Origin of the sequence: Streptomyces sp. NPDC048639, assembly GCF_043199075.1 — a bacterium.
GTDB lineage: Bacteria > Actinomycetota > Actinomycetes > Streptomycetales > Streptomycetaceae > Streptomyces.
Window position 1 is genome coordinate 196,133 of sequence record NZ_JBICVP010000006.1, and the last position, 17,975, is coordinate 214,107.

The window sequence follows — 17,975 nt, forward strand, 5'->3', positions numbered from 1 at the left end:
TGGAGGGGAGCCGGTTGTCCCCGGAACTTTCCTCTCCCCGGACGTCCCCGCTCGGATGTCCGGCTCAGGCATTGACTCAGGTGCCGCCCGGCCCCCTGTCGTACGCACCCGGCCGGCTCGGATTTCTCCGCCACGTCCCCTGACGGCAAGGAGCGGCGAGGCACCCTCGGTCGGAGGACGCGGCGGGGCATCGACGTCAGCCCCGGTGATCCGATCGGCGAGCGCTTGCACGGGGGTACGTCAGCGCCGTCGCCCGGTCCCTGAGACCTGGACTCTGTGGCTACGAGCCGGATGAACTCGTCGTAGCCATCAGCGCCGTCGTAGCCGCCGCCGGCTCCTCACGACGCCAGGAAGCCGCGCACGCCGCGATGCGCCTCGCGGGGTACCCATGAGGCCCGTGCCCAAACAAGCCGCCCGCTCCGGCCCGCGGCAGCGCTGCCGCGGGCCGGAGCGGTACGGGAGGATCACGCGGCCGGTGGCCGGTTCGGCTCTCCGGGGCCCGGGCCGCCTCCCTCGCCGCCACCCTGGTCCGCCTGGCCGTCGGCCCGACTGAAGACGGGCAGCGCCCGGACCAGCTCGGCCGGGAGGGCGAGGCCCTTTTCGCTGGTCGGGTTGACCGTCAGCCACAGGTCGTCCTCCGGCCAGTTGGCGGCCAGTTCGGCGATGGGCAGACGGACGGCCGCACCGGGGTCTCCCCCGGCCGCCACGAGTGCCTCTTCGGTGGTGAAGACGGGGATGTAGCGCGTGCCGTCCTGCTCGATCACCGGCAGCGCGATCGCCCCTTCGGGGACGTCCTCGCCCTCGGGAGGCGGTGCCTGTGGCAGCAGGGCCGTGCTGTTCGCGAGATCGACCAGCGCGGCCTGGGTCTCCGCGGCCTCCTGCGCGGCCTGGGCCTCCGCGTCCTCCTCGGACCGGAGCCCCTCGGTGGAAGCGGTGGAACCGGGGGGATCGATGGAGTCGGTGGGAGGCGCCCCGTCGGTCGGGGGCGCATGGTCGTCGGGAGTCGAGCTGCTCACGTCAGGCTCCTCTCGCCGGGCGTCGTTCCGGCCGCCCGCCGGACACGGACGACGCGGCTTGCCGCAGTCACCGCCGGCTGTCACCCGGAGGTAGCGAACCGGGGCGAACGTGGCAATACCACCAAGGCTAAGTCGCCCTGCCCCCTGGACGGCCACCTGTGGACCAGGGAATCGGCGGTGCGACGGCAGGGGCGGCCCGAGGAGGGCACACACGGGCCAGACGGACGGGGCGCGGTGAGCGGTACGGCGCGTCGGGAGCCCGGTCGGCCGCCGTGAGCAGACGATCGGGGAGATGTCGTCCGAACACCGGAAGGATTGATCGTGGCCACGACGCGCAACGCCCACACCGAGTGGGAAGGCGATCTGCTCAAGGGCTCCGGGGAGGTCACGCTCGACTCCTCCGGAGCCGCTCACTTCCCCGTGACCTGGGCTTCCCGCGCCGAGGAACCGCAAGGCCGGACCAGCCCCGAGGAGCTGATCGCCGCCGCCCACTCGAGCTGCTTCTCGATGGCACTGGCGAACACGCTCACCCAGGCCGGAACCCCACCGACCATGATCACGACGAAGGCCGCGGTCACCCTCCAGCCGGGTACCGGCATCACCGGCATCCACCTCACCGTGGAAGGCCAGGTGCCGGGCGCCGACGAGGCGGCCTTCCGGGCGGCCGCGGAGGACGCGAAGTCCAACTGCCCGGTGAGCAAAGCCCTCACAGGTACGACGATCAGCCTCACCGCAGCCCTGTCCTGACGCCGCGGACCCGAGGTGTCGCCCGCCGATCCGGCACGACGCCGCAGGCCGAACGCAAAGGCCCCCGGCCGCTGGCGGCCGGGGGTTTTGCCCGCCCGGCGCCCACGGCACGGCACGGAGCTCCCGGGAACCCGTATGGCCACCCGGCGTCATGCCGCACTACGCGCAGGAAGAGCCGGAGCTCAGGCCGTACACCGTGCTGGAGGCGCGTCCCCGACGTGTGTGCGCCTACGGTTGAAGGAGCGGTTCCGGGCGCCCACCGTCCGCCCCCGCGACGCATCCGCCGCGGCTTGAGGCGAGGAGGATCCCATGCGTACGCAAATGGCATCCCGGCCGGCCCGGATCCCGGCCGGCGCGAACGAGGCGGGGGACGGCGTCATGGTCGGCGCGGGGGCGATCGCCGTCGACATCCACATCGACTTCCAGTGCCCCTTCTGCCGCCACTTCGAGGAGGCCTCGGGACCGATCCTGGACCACATGCTGGCCGAGAACCGGATCACGGCCACCTTCCACCCCCTGGCGTTCCTCGACGGGATGTCGGCCACGCGCTATTCCACGCGCGCGTCGGCGGCCTCGGGCTGCGCGGCCGACGGGCGCACGTTCCGCGAGTACGCCAAGGCGCTCTTCGCGAACCAGCCGCCCGAGGGCAGCACGGGCCTCGACGACCAGCAACTCGTCGACATCGGCGCCACGGTGGGGCTGACCGCCGCCGCCTTCGCGGAATGCGTGCACGGCGGTGTGCATCTCGACTGGCCGCCGTACGTGACCGCGAGCGCGGCCGAACACGGAGTCGCAGGCACCCCCACGGTCTTCGTGGACGGCCTCGCCGTCCCGCCGCACCCCGGCACCCTCAAGGCGGCGGTCCACGCGGCCGAGCACTCGGGCGTGTGACGGCGGGCGTCCCCGCATCCGGCGGTCCGACTCAACTGCTGCCCCGGGGCATTCCGTCTCCGCAGCCCTTCAGCCCCGCGAGCGCCATCTCCGTTCCTCGGGCTGCGCGTCGGCACCGGGAACCGCGAGTGCCGTACGGAACTGCTCGCGCGCGTCACCGACCGGGCCCGACTCCGCGTAGGCGCGGCCCGGTCGGCAGCGAATCGTCATCTCGCGCTGGCCGTAACGGGGTTCGGCCCAGCAAAGACAGAGACAGCACCTGGTCCGGGAGGGCCTGATGGTGGAGGGCCAGGGCCGCGCCGAGGCCTCCCCCACCCCATGCGAACGATCCGCAAACGCGGTCACACGACGGCCGGGGCATGAACACCCGTTCCTGGGCGCCCGGAGCGGAAGGGACTCCCGGCGGCTGGATACGGGCACCGCGAGTTCAGTCCAGCACGGCGAGGGCGTCGACGTTGCCTCCGCGCCATTCGACCAGGAAGAGCGTCGAGTCGTCGCTGGTACCGCCTCGTTCGCGCGTCAAGGTGTGGGAGAGGGAGCGCACCACGCCACGGATGCCTTCCTCTTCGGATTCGATGCGGTGAACCCAGTGGATGAGGCGTTCTTCGCCGAACTCTTCCTTGCCGACCCGGTGCTCGATCAGGCCGTCGGTGAAGCACAGCACCCGGTCTCCGGGGTCCAGCATCCGCTCACTGATCCGTGGTTGTTCGCCGCCGAATCCGACCGGCAAGGTGGTCGGGCTCTCCAGTCGTCCGACGACCTGGCGGTCGCGGATCAGCAGCGGTGCGGGATGGCCCGCGTTGACCCATTCCAGGCGGCCCGTCGTGATGTTCAGGCTCATCATCTGCGCAGTGGCGAAGTGATCGGGGCCGAACTGTTCGGCGATGGCCCGGTCCATGAACGCGTAGATTTCCGCGAGGTCGATGTCGGCACGTCTGGCGTGCCGGTAGGCGCCGATGGCCACGGTTGCCATCGTGGCGGCGTCCAGTCCGTGGCCCATCGCATCGATCATGGCCACGTGCAGGATGTCGTCGTTGAGGGCGTAGTCGAAGCTGTCGCCGGCGATGCTGTAGGCGGGTTCGAGGATTCCGGCCACGGCGACCTGAGGTGTGGCCATCGCCACCGGTGGCAGCAGGGACCACTGGATCTCAGCGGCCACGCTCATCGGCTCGCGGCGCCGGGCCTGGAAGAACTGGTCCGTGTAGCTGCTCTTGGTGACGATCATGTCGGCCACCAGGCCGGCGAGCCTGCGCAACAGCCGTCGATCGTCGTCATCCACGGTGTCCAGGGTCAGGACGATCACTCCCACCTGGTCGCTGCCGTCCAGCAGCGGCAGGTACATCCGGACGCCGCCGGGCTCCGCGACCTCGACAGCATGGGCACTGAGGAAGGCGCGGCCGGCGGGGGAACCGCCGATCGGCACCGGCTCACCCACCACGAGCCCCCTGCCCGGTAGCGGTACCAGCAGCAGCTGGGCGTAGTCCTGCAGAAGGATCGAGACGTCACGGCCGCCCACGGCGGCGATCTCCTCCGCGATCAGCGGTGCGATCAGCTGAGGCGGCATCTCGTGCGCCCGGTCCAGCAGCACCCCCAGGAGCCGCTCACCGAATCCTTCCGACCGATCCACCACCACCTTGTCCGGCGGGAGCTCGCCCTCTTCCATAGCCGCCCTTTCGCCCTGCCAGTGCGTTCCGCGGGCTGTCTCGATCACCGAACGGGTGACCCTGATCAGCTCCCACAGAGTGGCCGGGCTTCCCCGCCCGCAGAGCCGATTACGCCGTAAGCGGCATGTCTTTGCCGCTCGGACCGCACAGGAGGCGAGTGCAGGCCTTCTTGCATTGCCCCGACGCGATGGGCGTCCGTCCGCCCGGGTCGGTGAAGCGGCCAAGGGCCGGCTCCGGCGGATGACTCCGCCGAGCCGGCCCTTCGTCGCGTGCCGCTACGGGGCGGAGGATGCCGACTCCCGTCTCATTCGACCGGCTGCCTCCATATCGCGTGGAAGCTGTGCCAAAGGGCCCGGCCGTCGCCGAAGAACGGCAAGAGGAACACGATGTGGGCGAGATACCACCAAGCCAAGGACCGGTCGAGGCCGGAAAGCCACAGGAGGGCGCCCACCGCGACGCAGGCGAACGGCCCCGACAGGGCCACCACGGCCGTCTGCCGTGCGGTCATGGTCCCTTCCGGGACAACCGACGTGCGCAACGCCGTCCGCTCGATCGCGATGTGAGTGACCGTACGGATCCGTTTCAGGACGAGCACGTGTGCCGACTCGTGCAGGGCGAACGGGGCCACCAGGCCCAAGGCGGCCGGTTTGACCAGCAGTACCCACGCCAGAGAGGCCGGTACCGGGTCACCGGAGCGCGCCATCCAGACGAGAGCCGCGGCCAGGAGGACACCCGCGAACGCCAGCAGTGGCCACACCTGGGCGGCCACTGCCCACGCGACGGTGCGGACCTTCAGGTCAGCTGCCGGACTCGTTGAGGAGCTGCTCACGGCGCTGCTTCAACCCCCGGTAGATGGCCTGGATCAACGCCAGGACGACGGTGAGCACGAGGAAGAGGACGATGAGCGGGAACGGGTTCTCGACGCCCGTGGTGATGCCCAGTGCCCCGTTGTCCTTCTTCACCGTCTCGAAGATCATCGATCCGAAGAACGCCTTCCGTTCGACGATCTCGTCAGTGCCTGTTGAGAACATGAGGGTGAGCAGGGTCACCGCTACGGTGACCAGCGTCAGCAGAGCGGCCCCGATGGCGGACTTCACTACCGACCGTGCCTTGAACATTCCTTCTCCTCGCCTCGCTTGTGTGGATTCCTTGCACCGCGTACCAGACGAACGCCACGGCTGCCCCGGCGAGGCAGCCGATCACCGCCCAGGGCGGGAGACTGAGCAGCCCGAGCCCGATCACCGACAGGCCCATCACGATGATGACCACGGACAGCCCCAGGAACACGGAGAACGGGTTGTCCTTCTCTGCCGGGAACACGATGCTGATGCACGTGGTCATGACCGCTCCGCCCAGGCATGACGCCAGCGCCACCGCGCTGGAGAGGAACCCGCCCGGATGGATCGCAACCGTGATCGCGAGAGCGGGCACGGCGAACACGGCGAGAAGGACCAACTGCGCCCTGATGAGCCGCAGATAGACCCGCCAGGCCGTTTCCTGCGCGCCGGGCAGCACCCGCAGCTGCTGGGTGGCGGTGAACTGGTACAGGCCGCCGAAGGACAGGGCGGCGAGGCCCCACAGCGGGTTCACCGAGGGTTTGGCCAGCAGCAGGTAGACGAAGACGGCCAGCGCCATCGCGGCGGCGGCCACGGTCTGCGCACTGCGCAGCAGACACCAGTCGTACGGCCCGAGAACGCCTCGCAGCCGCACGCTTCCGGGGAGTTTCAGGTAGCGGGACTGGCGTACGTGCTGGTTCGGGGCGAGCGTGAAGACCAAAGCCACGAGCACGGCCGACAATGCCGCCACGGCGGCCAGTGTCAGCCAGGGACCCTGTTCGTTCCAGGCCCAGGACACCGACGTGACCCATGTGTACTCGGTCCGCTTGCTCAGGTACGCGCCGGAGATGTCCTGGATCATCGGTGTCATCTGCGCGGAGTAGTACGCCAGCACCGCGAACAGGGCGAGCACGTTGAGGATGCCCGCCATCCGGCTGAGCCGCATCAGCATCCACAGCCGCGTCAGCAACTGGTACAGGACGGACAGCGCCAGGTGGGTCAGGACGACCGGGAGGACGATCGAGGCGGTGATGTAGCCGGCCGCGGAGGGGCCGAGGATGACCAACGCGCTGACGGAGAGGGAGACGAGGCCCGCGGCCGCCACGACGGCGGTCATCGCCGCTTCGTACATGAGGAACGCCGCCGAGCGTTCCCGATTGGTGACCGGGAGCTGGTAGCTGAGCTGGAGCATCCCTTCGGCGTTGATGAACAACACCTTCACCAGCAGGAACGCGATCTGCACCCACAGCAGGAGGGACACCGTCGAGGTGTCGAACAGCAGCCGCCACACGGCCGCTTCGTCGGCCAGGGGGCGCAGGAAGAAGTAGGACGCGGTGCACATGACGCCCAGCAGCAGAACGGCCGCCACCGTGACGAACACTCTGACCGGGGCGGACTTCAGGACTCCGACGCGCAGCACCCGGCGGCGGAAGAAGACGAGGAGCATCCGGGCCAGAACGGCGGAATGCCTCAGCCGTACCGCCGTCACCGCTGGGACGTTTCGAGGTAGTCGAACACCATGGCGGCCAACGATCCGTGTTCTTCGACCAGATCCTGCGTCGGCTCGTCGTACACCACTTGGCCCAGGTCGAGAAAGATGGTGCTGTCGGCCAGGCGTTCCAGCACGGCAAAGTCGTGTGTGCACAGCAGAATCGAGCCGCCCTCGTCGCGGACCCGCCTGAATTCCTTCTCGGCGAGGTGCAGCGCTTCGAGGTCGATGCCGTTGAGGGTCTCGTCGATGATGGTCAGCGGCGGGCGGATGACGAGCGCGGACACCAGCTGCGTCTTCTTGCGCATGCCGTGCGAGTAGTCCTCGATGAGGTCGTCGTAGCGGCCCTCCATGGAGAACTTGCGGAACAGGCCGAGGGCTTCACCGTGGTCGGCGTCGAGGTCGAACAGTTTTCCCATCATGGAGATGTATTCGCGTGCGGTGAGGAACTCGGGAAGGTAGTCGTTGCTCGACAGATACATGCCGAGCTGCTTCGCCTCGGGCCGGGCGTGCTCATGGCCGCCTATCCGGATGGACCCGGACTGAAGGCGCACGAGGTCGAAGATGTTCTTGATCAGCGTTGACTTTCCGGAGCCGTTGGGCCCGACGAGACCGACGATCGTGCCTTCCTCAACCGTGAAGGACACGTCCAACAGGACGTTGACAATGCCGTCATAGGAGTAGCTGACGCCGTTGACATTCAGGAGAGACACTGTCGCGTTGATCCTTTACCGAGTCCGTCGACCAGGGCGGTGCCCAGGAAACCCGTTACCACGGGGACTTCCTGGGCACCGTCAAACTTAGCTGTCAGACAGCTACACGCATTCGGCGTGAACCTTCAGGCCGAAGTTCTTGAAGGACCAGGAGCCGCTGAAACGCTTGTTCTGCTTCACCACACACCAGACGACCAGTCCGGCGAAGATGGTGGCGCCGAGACCGAGGATGACAGCGGTGAAGATCAGGAACCAGGCGTCGTAGCGGACGAGCCCCTTGTCGATCTTCGTTCTGATCGACGCGATGGCACGCTCGGGCGCCGTGGTCGCAGCCACGTACGCGCCGATCGACGCGGATGTGAACGCGCTGACGGCCTTCGCCTCTACCATTTCCGGTTCCCGTACGAGAGTTGACGCAGACACAGTTGGTTCTCCCCTGTGGTCGATGTTGACCCGGCAGAAACTGTCATGCCCATAGCAATGGCGCTAGTGTCCTGAGGGGCACCGCTCGGCGCACTTCCTGTAGGTCGCTATGACGGCGGCTTCCGCCCGCGAGGAGATCTCCAGCTTGACGAACACGCTGGTGACATGCTTCTTGACCGTTCGCTCCGCTATGCGCCAACGGGTCGCTATCACGGTGTTCGACAGACAGTCGCCCAGCGCGGCGAGGACTTCATGCTCTCGCGCGGTCAGAAGAGACAGATCCGCATTACGCACCCATGGCGGCATGCTGAACCCTCTGCAGCAGACATGCGTCTCTTCGTGATCACCATTTCGGCCTGATGACATCTCAATTCCGATCCCCCGTGACGGCGGTCTCCCGCCCATTCGTTCGACTGCGCATTGACCCTGGTCGGCTTGGTCAGAACCCCGAGTCGCAGCGGTTACCGTAGGCGCGGCATGAACGGCGGGCAAGGGATGGTGGTGAGCTGGCGTCAATTCGCCTACTCAGGTCCGGCCGGCGGAATCATGAACAGACCGCAAGTTCGTGCGGAGTTCCCCTGAAGCGGAATGGCTGCGGGGCCATGTTTCGCGTGCCACCGGTGGCCGAAACGCGGTAGTTGCCAAGACCCTGCCAGTCCCCCTTTTCGCCTCAAGGGGCCGTCTCTCGGCCGTCTCTCGGCGTCTTGTTCGGGCGGCTCCAGGTCCAGGTGCGACGCGCCGAATCGGCGGATCCCGCTCAATGGCACTCGGTCGGCATTCCTCGCTCTCCTCCCGATGCACGGGGTCGTTGTCCTGGAGGGAGGAGTCCCTCGAAGAGACACACAGCCTCCCACGCCCCGCACGGGACGAAGTGCCCGAAAAGCGCGATACAGGTATCGGAGAGTGGTGCCGCAGCGACGGACCAGGGCGACAGCAGGGGGCCACCACCGACCGGCGCCTCCGCCGACCACCGCCGACCACCGCCGACCCCCGCCGACCTCGATCAAGCCGAGGCGGGCGTGCGACCAGCGTCGGATCCATTGCCTGACCGCAGTCAGAGAGCCCTCCGCCGGTCGAGGTCGGGCCACCACCGGCCCCCGGATCCCGCGAGCGCCGCGGTCACGGTTGCGCGGGTTTTTCTCCGGGATGAGCATGAAAGGGAGGCTCTCCGGAGGTGTGCCATGTCTGCACGCGGTCCATCGCTCACTGAGCGGGGCGCGGTCCTCGAGGAACGCGGGCCGGGGCTCGTCCACGTCACCCTGTCGATCAACGGGGCCGAACACTCCCTGGAGATCGAGCCGCGCGTCAGCCTGCTCGACGCCCTGCGGGAGCACGCCCATCTCACCGGCGCGAAGAAGGGCTGCGACCAGGGCACCTGCGGCGCCTGCACGGTGTGGGTGGACGGACGCCGGGTGCTCTCCTGCCTCACCCTCGCGATGACCTGCGAAGGCCGGGAGATCACCACGATCGAAGGCCTCGCCGAAGGCGACGAACTGCACGCCATGCAGCGGGCGTTCATCGCCGAGGACGCCTTCCAGTGCGGCTACTGCACACCCGGCCAGATCATGTCCGCGGTGGCGCTCCTCGAAGAAGGCCACGCCGGGGACGACGCCGAGATCAAGGAATGGATGAGCGGCAACATCTGCCGCTGCGCCGCCTATCCCCACATCCGGGCCGCCGTCCGCGCCGTCCGCGACCAGACCTGACCTGACCTAGGGGGCACCCGCCGTGCGGCCCATCACATACTCCCGCGCCGTCGACACGGCCACCGCGGTCGCCGCCGTCAGCGCGGACCCCACCAGCGACTTCCTCGCGGGCGGCACCACTGAGGTCGACCTGCTCCGGCAGAACGTCCTCACCCCCCGCCGCCTCGTCGACATCAACGGCCTTCCCCTGACCGGCATCGCAGGGCCTCCCGAGGGAGGCCTGCTCATCGGTGCCCTGGCACGGATGAGCGATGTCGCCGCGGCGCCCGTGGTCCGCGAACGCTTCCCCGTGATCGCACAGGCACTGGAACTCGGAGCGTCCGCCCAGCTGCGCCACATGGCGTCCATGGGCGGCAACCTCCTGCAACGGGTGCGCTGTTCGTACTTCCGCGACGCCAGGTCCCCGTGCAACAAGCGTGATCCGGGCAGCGGTTGCTCTGCGGTCGAGGGCTTCAGCCGGGGCCACGCCGTCCTGGGCACCAGCGAGCACTGCATCGCCACGCACCCCTCCGACCTGGCGGTTGCTCTCATGGCGGTCGACGCACGCGTGCACACCCTGGCGCCCAGCGGGGAGAAGGTCTACGACCTCGACGACTTCTTCCTGCTCCCCGGCACCACCCCGCACCGCGAACACCCCATGGAACACGGCGAACTCATCACCGCGATCGAGATCCCGCCGATGCCCCTGGCGCGTCACTCGCTGTATCTGAAGGTGCGCGACCGCGCGTCCTACGAGTTCGCCCTGGCCTCGGTGGCCGCCGCGCTGTCCCTCGTGGACGGCACGATCGCCGACGTCCGGATGGCCCTGGGAGGCGTGGCCACCAAGCCCTGGCGCGCCCGGCACGTCGAGGACTTCCTGATCGGGGCTCCGGCCCGGCGGGACAGCTTCGAGCAGGCGGCGCGCGCCGAGATGTCCGGCGCGCGCCCCACCGCCATGAACGCATTCAAGATCGAACTGGCGCAGCGCTCGATCGTACGCGCCCTCGAAACCCTTGTGGGGAACGGGAGTCCGGCATGACCACAGCGATAGGCCGGCCCCTCGACCGTGTCGACGGCCGCCCCAAGGTCACGGGCACGGCCCGCTACTCCGCCGAGATCCCCGTCCCCGGCCTGGCGTACGCCTGCGTGGTCGGCGCGCGTATCGCGAGCGGCCGGATCACCTCCATCGACGCGAGCGCCGCCCTGGACGAGGAGGGCGTACTCGCGGTGCTGACCCACGAGAACCTCCCCCGGATCGCGTCCCAGCCACCGCTGGTCCCCTCGTTGGCCGGCACCGCCGCCCCCGGGCAGACCTTCTTCCCGTTCCAGGACGACGTCGTCCACTACGCGGGCCAGCAGGTCGCGCTCGTCATCGGCGACACCTGGGAACGGGCCCAGCACGCCGCGAGCCTGCTGCGCATCACGTACGCGGAGGAGCCGTCGGTCACCACCATCGGGCAGGCGCGGGACCAGGCGTACGAGCCCGAGGCGATCTTCGGTGGCTTTCTGCCGGGACGTATCGAGCGCGGGGACATCGACGCCGGGCTCGAACAGGCGGATGTCCGCCTGGAGTCCGTCTTCACCTACGCCGCGAACCACCACAACCCGCTGGAGCCGTCGGCGACCACGGCGCAGTGGGACGGCGACGAACTGCTGCTGCACGACGCTACGCAGGGCGTCAACGCCACGCAGCTCACGGTGAGCCGGCTGCTGGGGCTGCCGCTGTCCAAGGTCCGCGTCATCGGTCACTACGTCGGTGGAAGCTTCGGTTCCAAGGCGATGGTCCACAGCCATCCGGCGCTCGCGGCGATGGCGGCCCGCGAAGTCGGCCGGCCCGTCGAACTCGCCCTCACCCGCGAGCAGATGTTCACCTCGGTCGGCCACCGCGAGGAACAGGAGCAGCACATCACGCTCGGCGCCACCCGGGACGGCCGCCTCACAGCCATCCGGCACCACAAACTCTCGCCCACCTCGCACTTCGACCACTGGTCGGAGCCGTCGCTCGGCGTCTCCCCGCAGATCTACGCCTGCCCCGCCTACGAGGGCGTCTACCGGCTCATCCGCGCCAACACGATGACGCCCACCTTCACCCGGGCACCGGGCGAGGCCAGCGGCATGTTCGCGCTCGAGTGCGCGATGGACGAACTCGCCCACCAACTCGGCATGGACCCCATCGAGCTGCGCCTGCGCAACTTCGCGGACGTCAACCCGATGTCCGGCCACCCGTGGTCCAGCAACGGCCTCAAGGAGTGCTACGAGCGCGGCGCCGCCCGCTTCGGCTGGCAGAACCGCGACCCCGCGCCCCGCTCCCGGCGGGACGGGAACTGGCTGCTCGGCACCGGCATGGCCACCGCCGGCTACCCCATCAACCCGCCCATCAACCCGCAGCGCGCCCGCGCCCGTCTCTACGCGGACGGCACCGCCGTCATCCAGGTCGGCACACCGGAGTTCGGCACGGGCGTGGCGACGGTGATGGCCCAAGTGGCGTCCGACGCCCTCGGCATGCGCGTGGAGGACTGCCGCTTCGAACACGGCGACACCGACCTGCCGAGCAGCGCCTCGGCCGTCGCCTCGTCGGGCGCGGGCATGATCAGCGGCGCCGTGCACAACGCGGCGACTGCCCTGCGTGAACAGTTCGTCGAACGCGCCGTCACCGACCAGGGCTCACCGCTGCACGGCGCCCACCCCGGGGACGTGGTCGTACGGGACGGCGTGATGACGGACGGCGCGGCGTCCGAGTCGTACGAGGACTTCCTCCAGCGCACCATGCAACCGGACGCCGAGACGACGAGCGCCTGGAACCCGTTCGACCCGACGCAGATCCCGTACGGCGTGCTGACGTTCGGCGCGCAGTTCGCGGAGGTCGCCGTGGACCCGGAGCTGGGCCTGATCCGGGTCCGCCGCATGGTCGGCGCCTTCGCCCCCGGCCGGGTCCTCAACCCCAAAACTGCGTCCAGCCAGTTGATGGGCGGCATGCTCTGGGGCCTGGGCCAGGCGCTCCTGGAGGCCAACTACATGCAGCCGGACACGGGCCGCTGGGCGAACTCGAACCTGGGCGAATACCTGGTCGCGGTCAACGCCGACGCCCCGGACGTCGAGATCGAACTCGTCGAGGTCGAGGACCACGTGGTCAACCCCCTGGGCGTCAAGGGAGTCGGCGAGATAGGCCAGGTCGGCGCCTCGGCCGCCATCGCGAACGCGATACATCACGCGACGGGGCGGCGGGTGAGGAAGATGCCGATCACGATCGAGGACATGCTCTGAGCGGTGCCATGTGACCTCTGGTGTCGCAATGCCCCTCGAACCAGGCCGCTCACCTGGGCATTTGCCGGACGCTGAGGCGGCCTTCAGCCGACGCGGAACGCAGAGGCAAGGGCGGATGCGGCGGCGAAATGGGCAGCGGGCCCGGTGCTGGTCCACCAGCCCGCCGCCACCAAAATCACCTCACCGCTGATCGGCAGTCAGGCATCCTCAGCCGTGCCACGAGTCGGTACTGAGGTTGATGTTCTCGTTCCCGTTCATCCACAGCTCCGAGCTGGCCTGGATGTCACTCGTGCCGGGAAAGGTCGTGCCGAAACAACCGCGGGTGAAGCCCGGGTTGAGCCTCGAGGTCTTGCACGAGAAGTCCCAGTTGCCGTCGTAGGTCCCACCTGTGTTGTGGTGATGGACCACGCCGCGGATATCGGCCGCAGCGGTTCCACTGTTCTGCACGACGAGCACGGCCTGGGCGTCATTGGCGGCATTGCGCACGATGCATGTCTTGAACTTGATGTTGAAAGACAGGCGGTGGGCCTTGTACGGCGAGCACGTCCAGTTCGAGTTGGTGCTCACCTCCTGCCAGTACGGAGGAGCTGCCACTGCGGGAGTCGCGGTGACAAGGCCGGTCCCGACAACCACCACGCCTGCGGCGAGTATGCCCACAAGTCTCTTCTTTTTCATCAGGTCTCTCCTCGTGTCAGCATTCAGTCGTCGTGAGCGTACACAAGCCCTCATAGTCGACAGTTACCCCAGGGCCTGAATGTGCCGCGGAGTCAACTACGAGTAGTGGGCGGTGGAGAGGCTTTGGCAGGAGCTCGGAGCCCGGAGCTTTGACGATGTTCCACACGCCGTAGGCGATCAGCGCCGGGCCGAAGGATGCGCCGGCGAACACGCTGGCATTCGTCGCATCATGTTCGCCGTCGACGACATCGAGGACGTCGTTGCCCGTCTGCGCACCCACGGCGCCGAACCAGTCGGCGAGTTGGAGCTGTACGAGGACAGCTATCGGCTCTGTTAGGTCCGCGGCCCCGAGGGCATCATCGTCGGACTGGCCGAGCAGCTCAGCTGAAGGCTGCCGAAGGGACCGTGCACCCGAAGAACCATCCGGGCACCCGCGCCGGGGAGGTACGCCGGATCGCCGATCGCGTACGCACCCGCGAGCCCACCACCGCCCCTGACGCCCGGCTACCCGTGCTGCTCAAACTTCGATGGCACGAACCCAGTGGTCGTCAAGGTTCGGTGGCACAACGGTGCTCACAGCCGCGAGGACAGGGCCGAGGCGCCCACTCGCCAAGAAGGATCGAACACGCAATTTGCCATGGTGCACCGCGACTTCCCCCAGGACCTGGTGCGGGCGCAGTGCAAGTGGACGCGTACCGCTGGTTCCTGGTAGCCCGCGGGCGTTGTCTCCTTGAGCCTCAACGGATGGATGCAGGCATGGCGGATCCCCTGCAAATCCGTACAGGTCAATGGAGGGTGGGTCGGTAGATGAGCTCCTGGATGTGACCGTCGAGCGTCCGGTTCTCGACCAGCTCCAGGTCGAAGTCGGCCGCACCCTGGAAGATCGGGTCCAGCCCGGTCTGACCGGTGATAGCGGGGAAGAGCGTCACTTGCACGCGGTCGACCAGGCCGGCGGCCATCAGCGCCCGGTTCATCGACAGGCTGCCGTGCGAGCGCAACGGCACCTCGGACTCCTCCTTGAGCCGGGCGACGACGTCGACGGCGTCACCGCTCACGACGGTCGCGTTCGGCCAGTCGAGGGGGCCTTCCAGCGTCGTCGACACCACCGTTGTCGGCAGGTTCCTCATCCGAGTGACCCATGGGTCGCGCACTTCGGATTCCTCGGTGCTCGAGGCCACCATCCGCGCGAATACCCGATAGGTGTTGGCCCCGAAGACCATCCGCTGCTCCGCGTCGTACAAGGCGAGGCGGTGGTCCAGCAGCTCAGGGCCCTGCTTACCCCAGTATCCGGTCCAGTTGGCACTGGCGGCACCGTAGCCGTCGAGGCTGGAGAAGACGTCGAAGGTGTAGGTGGCGGTCATGTCGTTCTCCTCGAGTGCGGCGGATCGGTGTGGGTACAGACTGGGACCACTGCGAGAACTCATCGCCCTCGGACCGGCCACAGCGTTGTGCGGCGCTTCCACTTCGTCACGCCTGGCGAGAGACCGGACCCCGTGAATCGATCTGTCTCGTGCGGCCTGGACAACGTCCCGCCCGACGGTCGAGTCACGCCGTCGAAGAAGCGCCCCGCCCACATCGCACCGCGGGTCAACATGGAGGTCCTGGGGCACCGCCGGATCAACATCACCATGGACGTCTGCACGCACGTCGTGCACGACACCCAGCGGAAGGCGATGCCAGCCACATGGATCGCCTGCTCAAACGCCGACTGCCCGCCGCCTGAGACGCGACTGCCGTCTACTGCTGCCGTCAAAAAGGCCCCGGATCATGATCGGTCCGGGGCCTTTGTGTTGGTGCCCCCGGCAGGATCCGAACCTGCGACACCCGGCTTATGGCATTCGATCCGAGCACGGTCCGGTGGCATCAGCGGGTGGTCGGATCGGACGTGCCGGGCCGGGCATGGACGCCTGTGTCTGGTGCTGTTGATGTCACCCGGGGATGTCAGCAGGAGCCATTGAGGTTTTCGGCCTGGGGTGGCGGGGACCGACAGCCTCAGTAGTTGGTGCGGTCACCCCGGCGACCTCCCGCACACCGCCGGCGAGCACCGCGCACGTGAACGCGATCACAGGGGCCTTCCAGTCCCAGGAGGCGAACACAATCACTGGTACGACGAACATCGAATGGACGGCGGAGACAGTAAGCGCCCCCCGCGCCCAACCTCCGCCGACCACCTGCCGACGTACGGTCGCCCAGTGGCGCCACCACAGTCCGGCAGCCACCGCCGCGATGGCGGCCATCACAGCAGCGCCCAGCCGGGCCAGATCAGCATCGGTCACACCGTCAGGGTCCAGATCGGTCGAGCCGGTCGTGTGCACGCTCAGTGCAACCGCAGTCCATACGAGCGCCGCCGCACTCAGCAAGGAAGCCAGAACTGCTGCGCGCCGCCGGTTCCAACCCGTCCCAGAATGCATGGAGTTCGATCTCATGACTCATTCTAGCGACCGCTCCAACAGGGACGCGATGGTGGTGCGTCCCGACAGAACCCTGAATGGTTGCGGCGCCGGCAGGACGGGCCCGGCGCCTGATCGAGGAACGGCGCATTGCCTACGTGAAGATCGGCCGGTGCGTTCGCAACCTGAGAGTGCCGTGTCCGCTTTCATCGCCGAGCGCACGGTTCAGCCGATCACCGCGCACCGCTCCGGCCTGGGGAACGCTGCCTGATGGCGAACAAGCAGGGGCGGCACCGTCGGTTCGGGTCCGGTTCGATGACCCGCAACGAGCGTGGTGATGTGGATTCCTAGCGGCATCTGTGGCACGGGCGTGGCACATCCGTGGGAACGAGGAAGGGCCAGTTCGAGAGGATCATGCCTCTGAACTGGCCCTTAGTCGTGTGCCCCCGGCAGGATTCGAACCTGCGACACCCGCTTAGGAGTGGGATCGGATCCTTGCCGGGGGGTGCTCAACGCTGCCGCATGGCGCTGTTTTGCCTGGTCAGCGCCACGCGGCGGGGTACTCCATCCGGCTCATGCCGGGTTGTGCCGGACCGTCCGTTCACGCATCGCTCACGCACGAAGCCCGTCTTCTCGGCGTCGTGAGGGAGAGGGGCCGCACCCGCGCAGGTGCACTACGCGGGTTAATCGCGCAGTAGGCGTATAGCCAGCACGGAACCGTCAGGATGTATGGAGACGGGACCGTTCCATCGTGGGGCCCAGGTGTCGCGCGGCCAGGTGGACCGGCGCGCGTAGATCTCCCGGCGGTACTGCTCCACCCGCCCCTCCTCAAGGTGACGGAAGAGATCTTCCGCGACTCCGGAGAATGCCTCGACTCGCTTCCGGTTAAGTCGGAAGACATGGTCAGTGCCGACGAAGTCGATGCCGAGGAACCGGTGGCGTGCGTCCTGGACGCTGTCCGTGGCCGCGTGCGTCAAGCCTGTGAAATGCCGCTGCCCTTGCCGCTTCGTCAGGTACGGGGCGGTCGCCCTTCCGTCCCCAGCGAAGGCGGTGAGACCGGCTGCGGTGGTGCGGGCGAGAGCGTGTTGGAACCATGCGTAGCGGTCCGGGCTCACGTGATAGCCAGGTTCGGGCTCCGTGGGCTTGTCGCCTTGCGCGGGCGGTTGGATACCGGGGTAGACGTTCTCGTCCTCCAACGCGTGGTCAAGAACGCGGCCGGGCGTGTCCAGCCAACCTCCCTTTCCTCTCGCCTCCAGCGTGTGGACCGTCAGCGGCCCGTCGAGAGGGAGTTCCGTGCTGAACGCCAGACACGGTGTCTCATCCCATGCTCCGATGTGCACCGCCTCAACGTGAGCGGAAGCCGATGCGAGCTGAGTATGTGAGGCGGAGAGCCCACTGTGGTTGCCCTTGTACGCGATCGGGAAGACGCGAGAGGGCTCGTCGGGTTTCCATACCTCGGCGAAGAACTGCGGGCGGTACCGGTAGCCCGACTTCGGGCCGGAGTCCCTACTGGTCAGGGCCCACCCTGCACGCAGGGCCGTGTCGGCCGGCACGATCGAGAGGAAGTGATCCGGATAGCGCCTGTTCAGGAGTCGTGTAGTGAGCGCCAGTGCGAAACCGGTGCCGAGTTCTCCCGACTGAAGCGCCTTGTAGTAGTCCGCGGTCTCCCGGCCCTCGGGTGAGAGGGCCATGAAGGCGTCCGAGTTCCCGGTCAGAGCTTGGTTGTACTTCAGGCAGCCCCAGTGCTCGGCGAGGCCGCGTCCCGCTCCGCGCCGGGCCAAGGCAATCGATCGTCCCAAGGTGTGCAGAACCTCCCAGGGAGTGAGCTGCACCAGTCGGTTGAGATCCTTCGCCGGTATGGGCTGCAGTTCCGGCTTTCGTCGGAGCGGGTCAAGCTCCCTTCCCTTTCTTTGCTTGTCGTCGTCCGCCGCCGAGGCGCTCACGTCCCCGGCCAGCTCCGAGT

16 protein-coding genes and 2 pseudogenes are annotated in these 17,975 nt (G+C 68.1%); 7 read left to right on the forward strand and 11 right to left on the reverse strand.

Going from position 1 to position 17,975, the window contains the following annotated elements; genetic code table 11:
• Nucleotides 1–464 precede the first annotated feature (464 nt).
• The gene (locus ACGFNH_RS18165; protein ID WP_393654804.1) at nucleotides 465–1,016 is read right to left on the reverse strand and encodes an SseB family protein; all 552 of its coding nucleotides are present in this window, start codon (nucleotides 1,014–1,016) and stop codon (nucleotides 465–467) included.
• Nucleotides 1,017–1,337: 321 nt separating this feature from the next.
• Here ACGFNH_RS18165 and ACGFNH_RS18170 point away from each other — a divergent pair, with 321 nt between their 5' ends.
• Both ACGFNH_RS18170 and ACGFNH_RS18175 read left to right on the forward strand, forming a co-directional pair.
• Complete coding sequence (locus ACGFNH_RS18170) at nucleotides 1,338–1,763, forward strand: OsmC family peroxiredoxin (RefSeq protein ID WP_393654806.1); 426 nt, start codon at nucleotides 1,338–1,340, stop codon at nucleotides 1,761–1,763.
• 309 nt (nucleotides 1,764–2,072) lie between these two features.
• Nucleotides 2,073–2,654 (forward strand): DsbA family protein, encoded by a 582-nt coding sequence (locus ACGFNH_RS18175; protein WP_393654808.1) that lies wholly within the window; start codon nucleotides 2,073–2,075, stop codon nucleotides 2,652–2,654.
• 427 nt (nucleotides 2,655–3,081) lie between these two features.
• Here the strand turns inward: ACGFNH_RS18175 and ACGFNH_RS18180 are convergent, their stop codons facing one another.
• The 7 genes from ACGFNH_RS18180 to ACGFNH_RS18210 form a co-directional block, all read right to left on the reverse strand.
• Nucleotides 3,082–4,317 carry a PP2C family protein-serine/threonine phosphatase gene (locus ACGFNH_RS18180; RefSeq protein ID WP_393654810.1) on the reverse strand — a complete coding sequence of 412 codons (1,236 nt, stop codon included), beginning with the start codon at nucleotides 4,315–4,317 and terminating at the stop codon, nucleotides 3,082–3,084.
• A gap of 305 nt (nucleotides 4,318–4,622) precedes the next feature.
• A complete protein-coding gene (locus ACGFNH_RS18185; RefSeq protein ID WP_393654812.1) occupies nucleotides 4,623–5,147 on the reverse strand; it encodes a hypothetical protein in 525 nt (174 codons plus the stop codon).
• Nucleotides 5,116–5,349 (reverse strand): hypothetical protein, encoded by a 234-nt coding sequence (locus tag ACGFNH_RS18190; protein WP_393654814.1) that lies wholly within the window; start codon nucleotides 5,347–5,349, stop codon nucleotides 5,116–5,118. Before ACGFNH_RS18190 ends, ACGFNH_RS18185 begins: the two co-directional genes overlap by 32 nt.
• The gene (locus ACGFNH_RS18195; protein ID WP_393654815.1) at nucleotides 5,330–6,862 is read right to left on the reverse strand and encodes a hypothetical protein; all 1,533 of its coding nucleotides are present in this window, start codon (nucleotides 6,860–6,862) and stop codon (nucleotides 5,330–5,332) included. The genes ACGFNH_RS18190 and ACGFNH_RS18195 overlap by 20 nt, the downstream gene beginning before the upstream one ends.
• Nucleotides 6,859–7,575: an ATP-binding cassette domain-containing protein gene (locus tag ACGFNH_RS18200; RefSeq protein WP_393654817.1), complete on the reverse strand. Its 717-nt coding sequence runs from the start codon at nucleotides 7,573–7,575 to the stop codon at nucleotides 6,859–6,861. Before ACGFNH_RS18200 ends, ACGFNH_RS18195 begins: the two co-directional genes overlap by 4 nt.
• Before the next feature lie 102 nt (nucleotides 7,576–7,677).
• Nucleotides 7,678–7,965, reverse strand: coding sequence for a hypothetical protein (locus ACGFNH_RS18205; RefSeq protein ID WP_393654819.1), 288 nt, complete (start codon nucleotides 7,963–7,965; stop codon nucleotides 7,678–7,680).
• Nucleotides 7,966–8,061: 96 nt separating this feature from the next.
• On the reverse strand, nucleotides 8,062–8,292 hold the full coding sequence (locus ACGFNH_RS18210) for a response regulator transcription factor (protein WP_393654821.1): 231 nt from the start codon (nucleotides 8,290–8,292) through the stop codon (nucleotides 8,062–8,064).
• 887 nt (nucleotides 8,293–9,179) lie between these two features.
• On the opposite strand from ACGFNH_RS18210, the gene ACGFNH_RS18215 reads away from it, so the two are divergent.
• From ACGFNH_RS18215 to ACGFNH_RS18225, 3 genes are read left to right on the forward strand one after another with little or no spacing between them, the layout of a single operon-like run.
• Nucleotides 9,180–9,704 (forward strand): (2Fe-2S)-binding protein, encoded by a 525-nt coding sequence (locus tag ACGFNH_RS18215; RefSeq protein ID WP_393654823.1) that lies wholly within the window; start codon nucleotides 9,180–9,182, stop codon nucleotides 9,702–9,704.
• Between the two features lie 22 nt (nucleotides 9,705–9,726).
• Nucleotides 9,727–10,722: an FAD binding domain-containing protein gene (locus tag ACGFNH_RS18220; protein WP_393654825.1), complete on the forward strand. Its 996-nt coding sequence runs from the start codon at nucleotides 9,727–9,729 to the stop codon at nucleotides 10,720–10,722.
• Nucleotides 10,719–12,947, forward strand: a complete 2,229-nt coding sequence (locus tag ACGFNH_RS18225; RefSeq protein ID WP_393654827.1) for a xanthine dehydrogenase family protein molybdopterin-binding subunit — start codon at nucleotides 10,719–10,721, stop codon at nucleotides 12,945–12,947. Before ACGFNH_RS18220 ends, ACGFNH_RS18225 begins: the two co-directional genes overlap by 4 nt.
• 207 nt (nucleotides 12,948–13,154) lie before the next feature.
• Here the strand turns inward: ACGFNH_RS18225 and ACGFNH_RS18230 are convergent, their stop codons facing one another.
• Nucleotides 13,155–13,622: a hypothetical protein gene (locus ACGFNH_RS18230; protein ID WP_393654829.1), complete on the reverse strand. Its 468-nt coding sequence runs from the start codon at nucleotides 13,620–13,622 to the stop codon at nucleotides 13,155–13,157.
• Nucleotides 13,623–13,795: 173 nt separating this feature from the next.
• Between ACGFNH_RS18230 and ACGFNH_RS18235 the strand changes: the two are divergent.
• Nucleotides 13,796–13,959, forward strand: a pseudogene (locus tag ACGFNH_RS18235) (VOC family protein); the annotation flags it as partial.
• 448 nt (nucleotides 13,960–14,407) lie between these two features.
• Here the strand turns inward: ACGFNH_RS18235 and ACGFNH_RS18240 are convergent.
• On the reverse strand, nucleotides 14,408–14,983 hold the full coding sequence (locus ACGFNH_RS18240; protein WP_393654831.1) for a dihydrofolate reductase family protein: 576 nt from the start codon (nucleotides 14,981–14,983) through the stop codon (nucleotides 14,408–14,410).
• Nucleotides 14,984–15,190: 207 nt separating this feature from the next.
• On the opposite strand from ACGFNH_RS18240, the pseudogene ACGFNH_RS18245 reads away from it, so the two are divergent.
• Nucleotides 15,191–15,345, forward strand: a pseudogene (locus tag ACGFNH_RS18245) (site-specific integrase); the annotation flags it as partial.
• Nucleotides 15,346–16,695: 1,350 nt separating this feature from the next.
• Here the strand turns inward: ACGFNH_RS18245 and ACGFNH_RS18250 are convergent.
• Nucleotides 16,696–17,955 (reverse strand): hypothetical protein, encoded by a 1,260-nt coding sequence (locus ACGFNH_RS18250; protein WP_393654833.1) that lies wholly within the window; start codon nucleotides 17,953–17,955, stop codon nucleotides 16,696–16,698.
• Nucleotides 17,956–17,975: the final 20 nt, after the last annotated feature.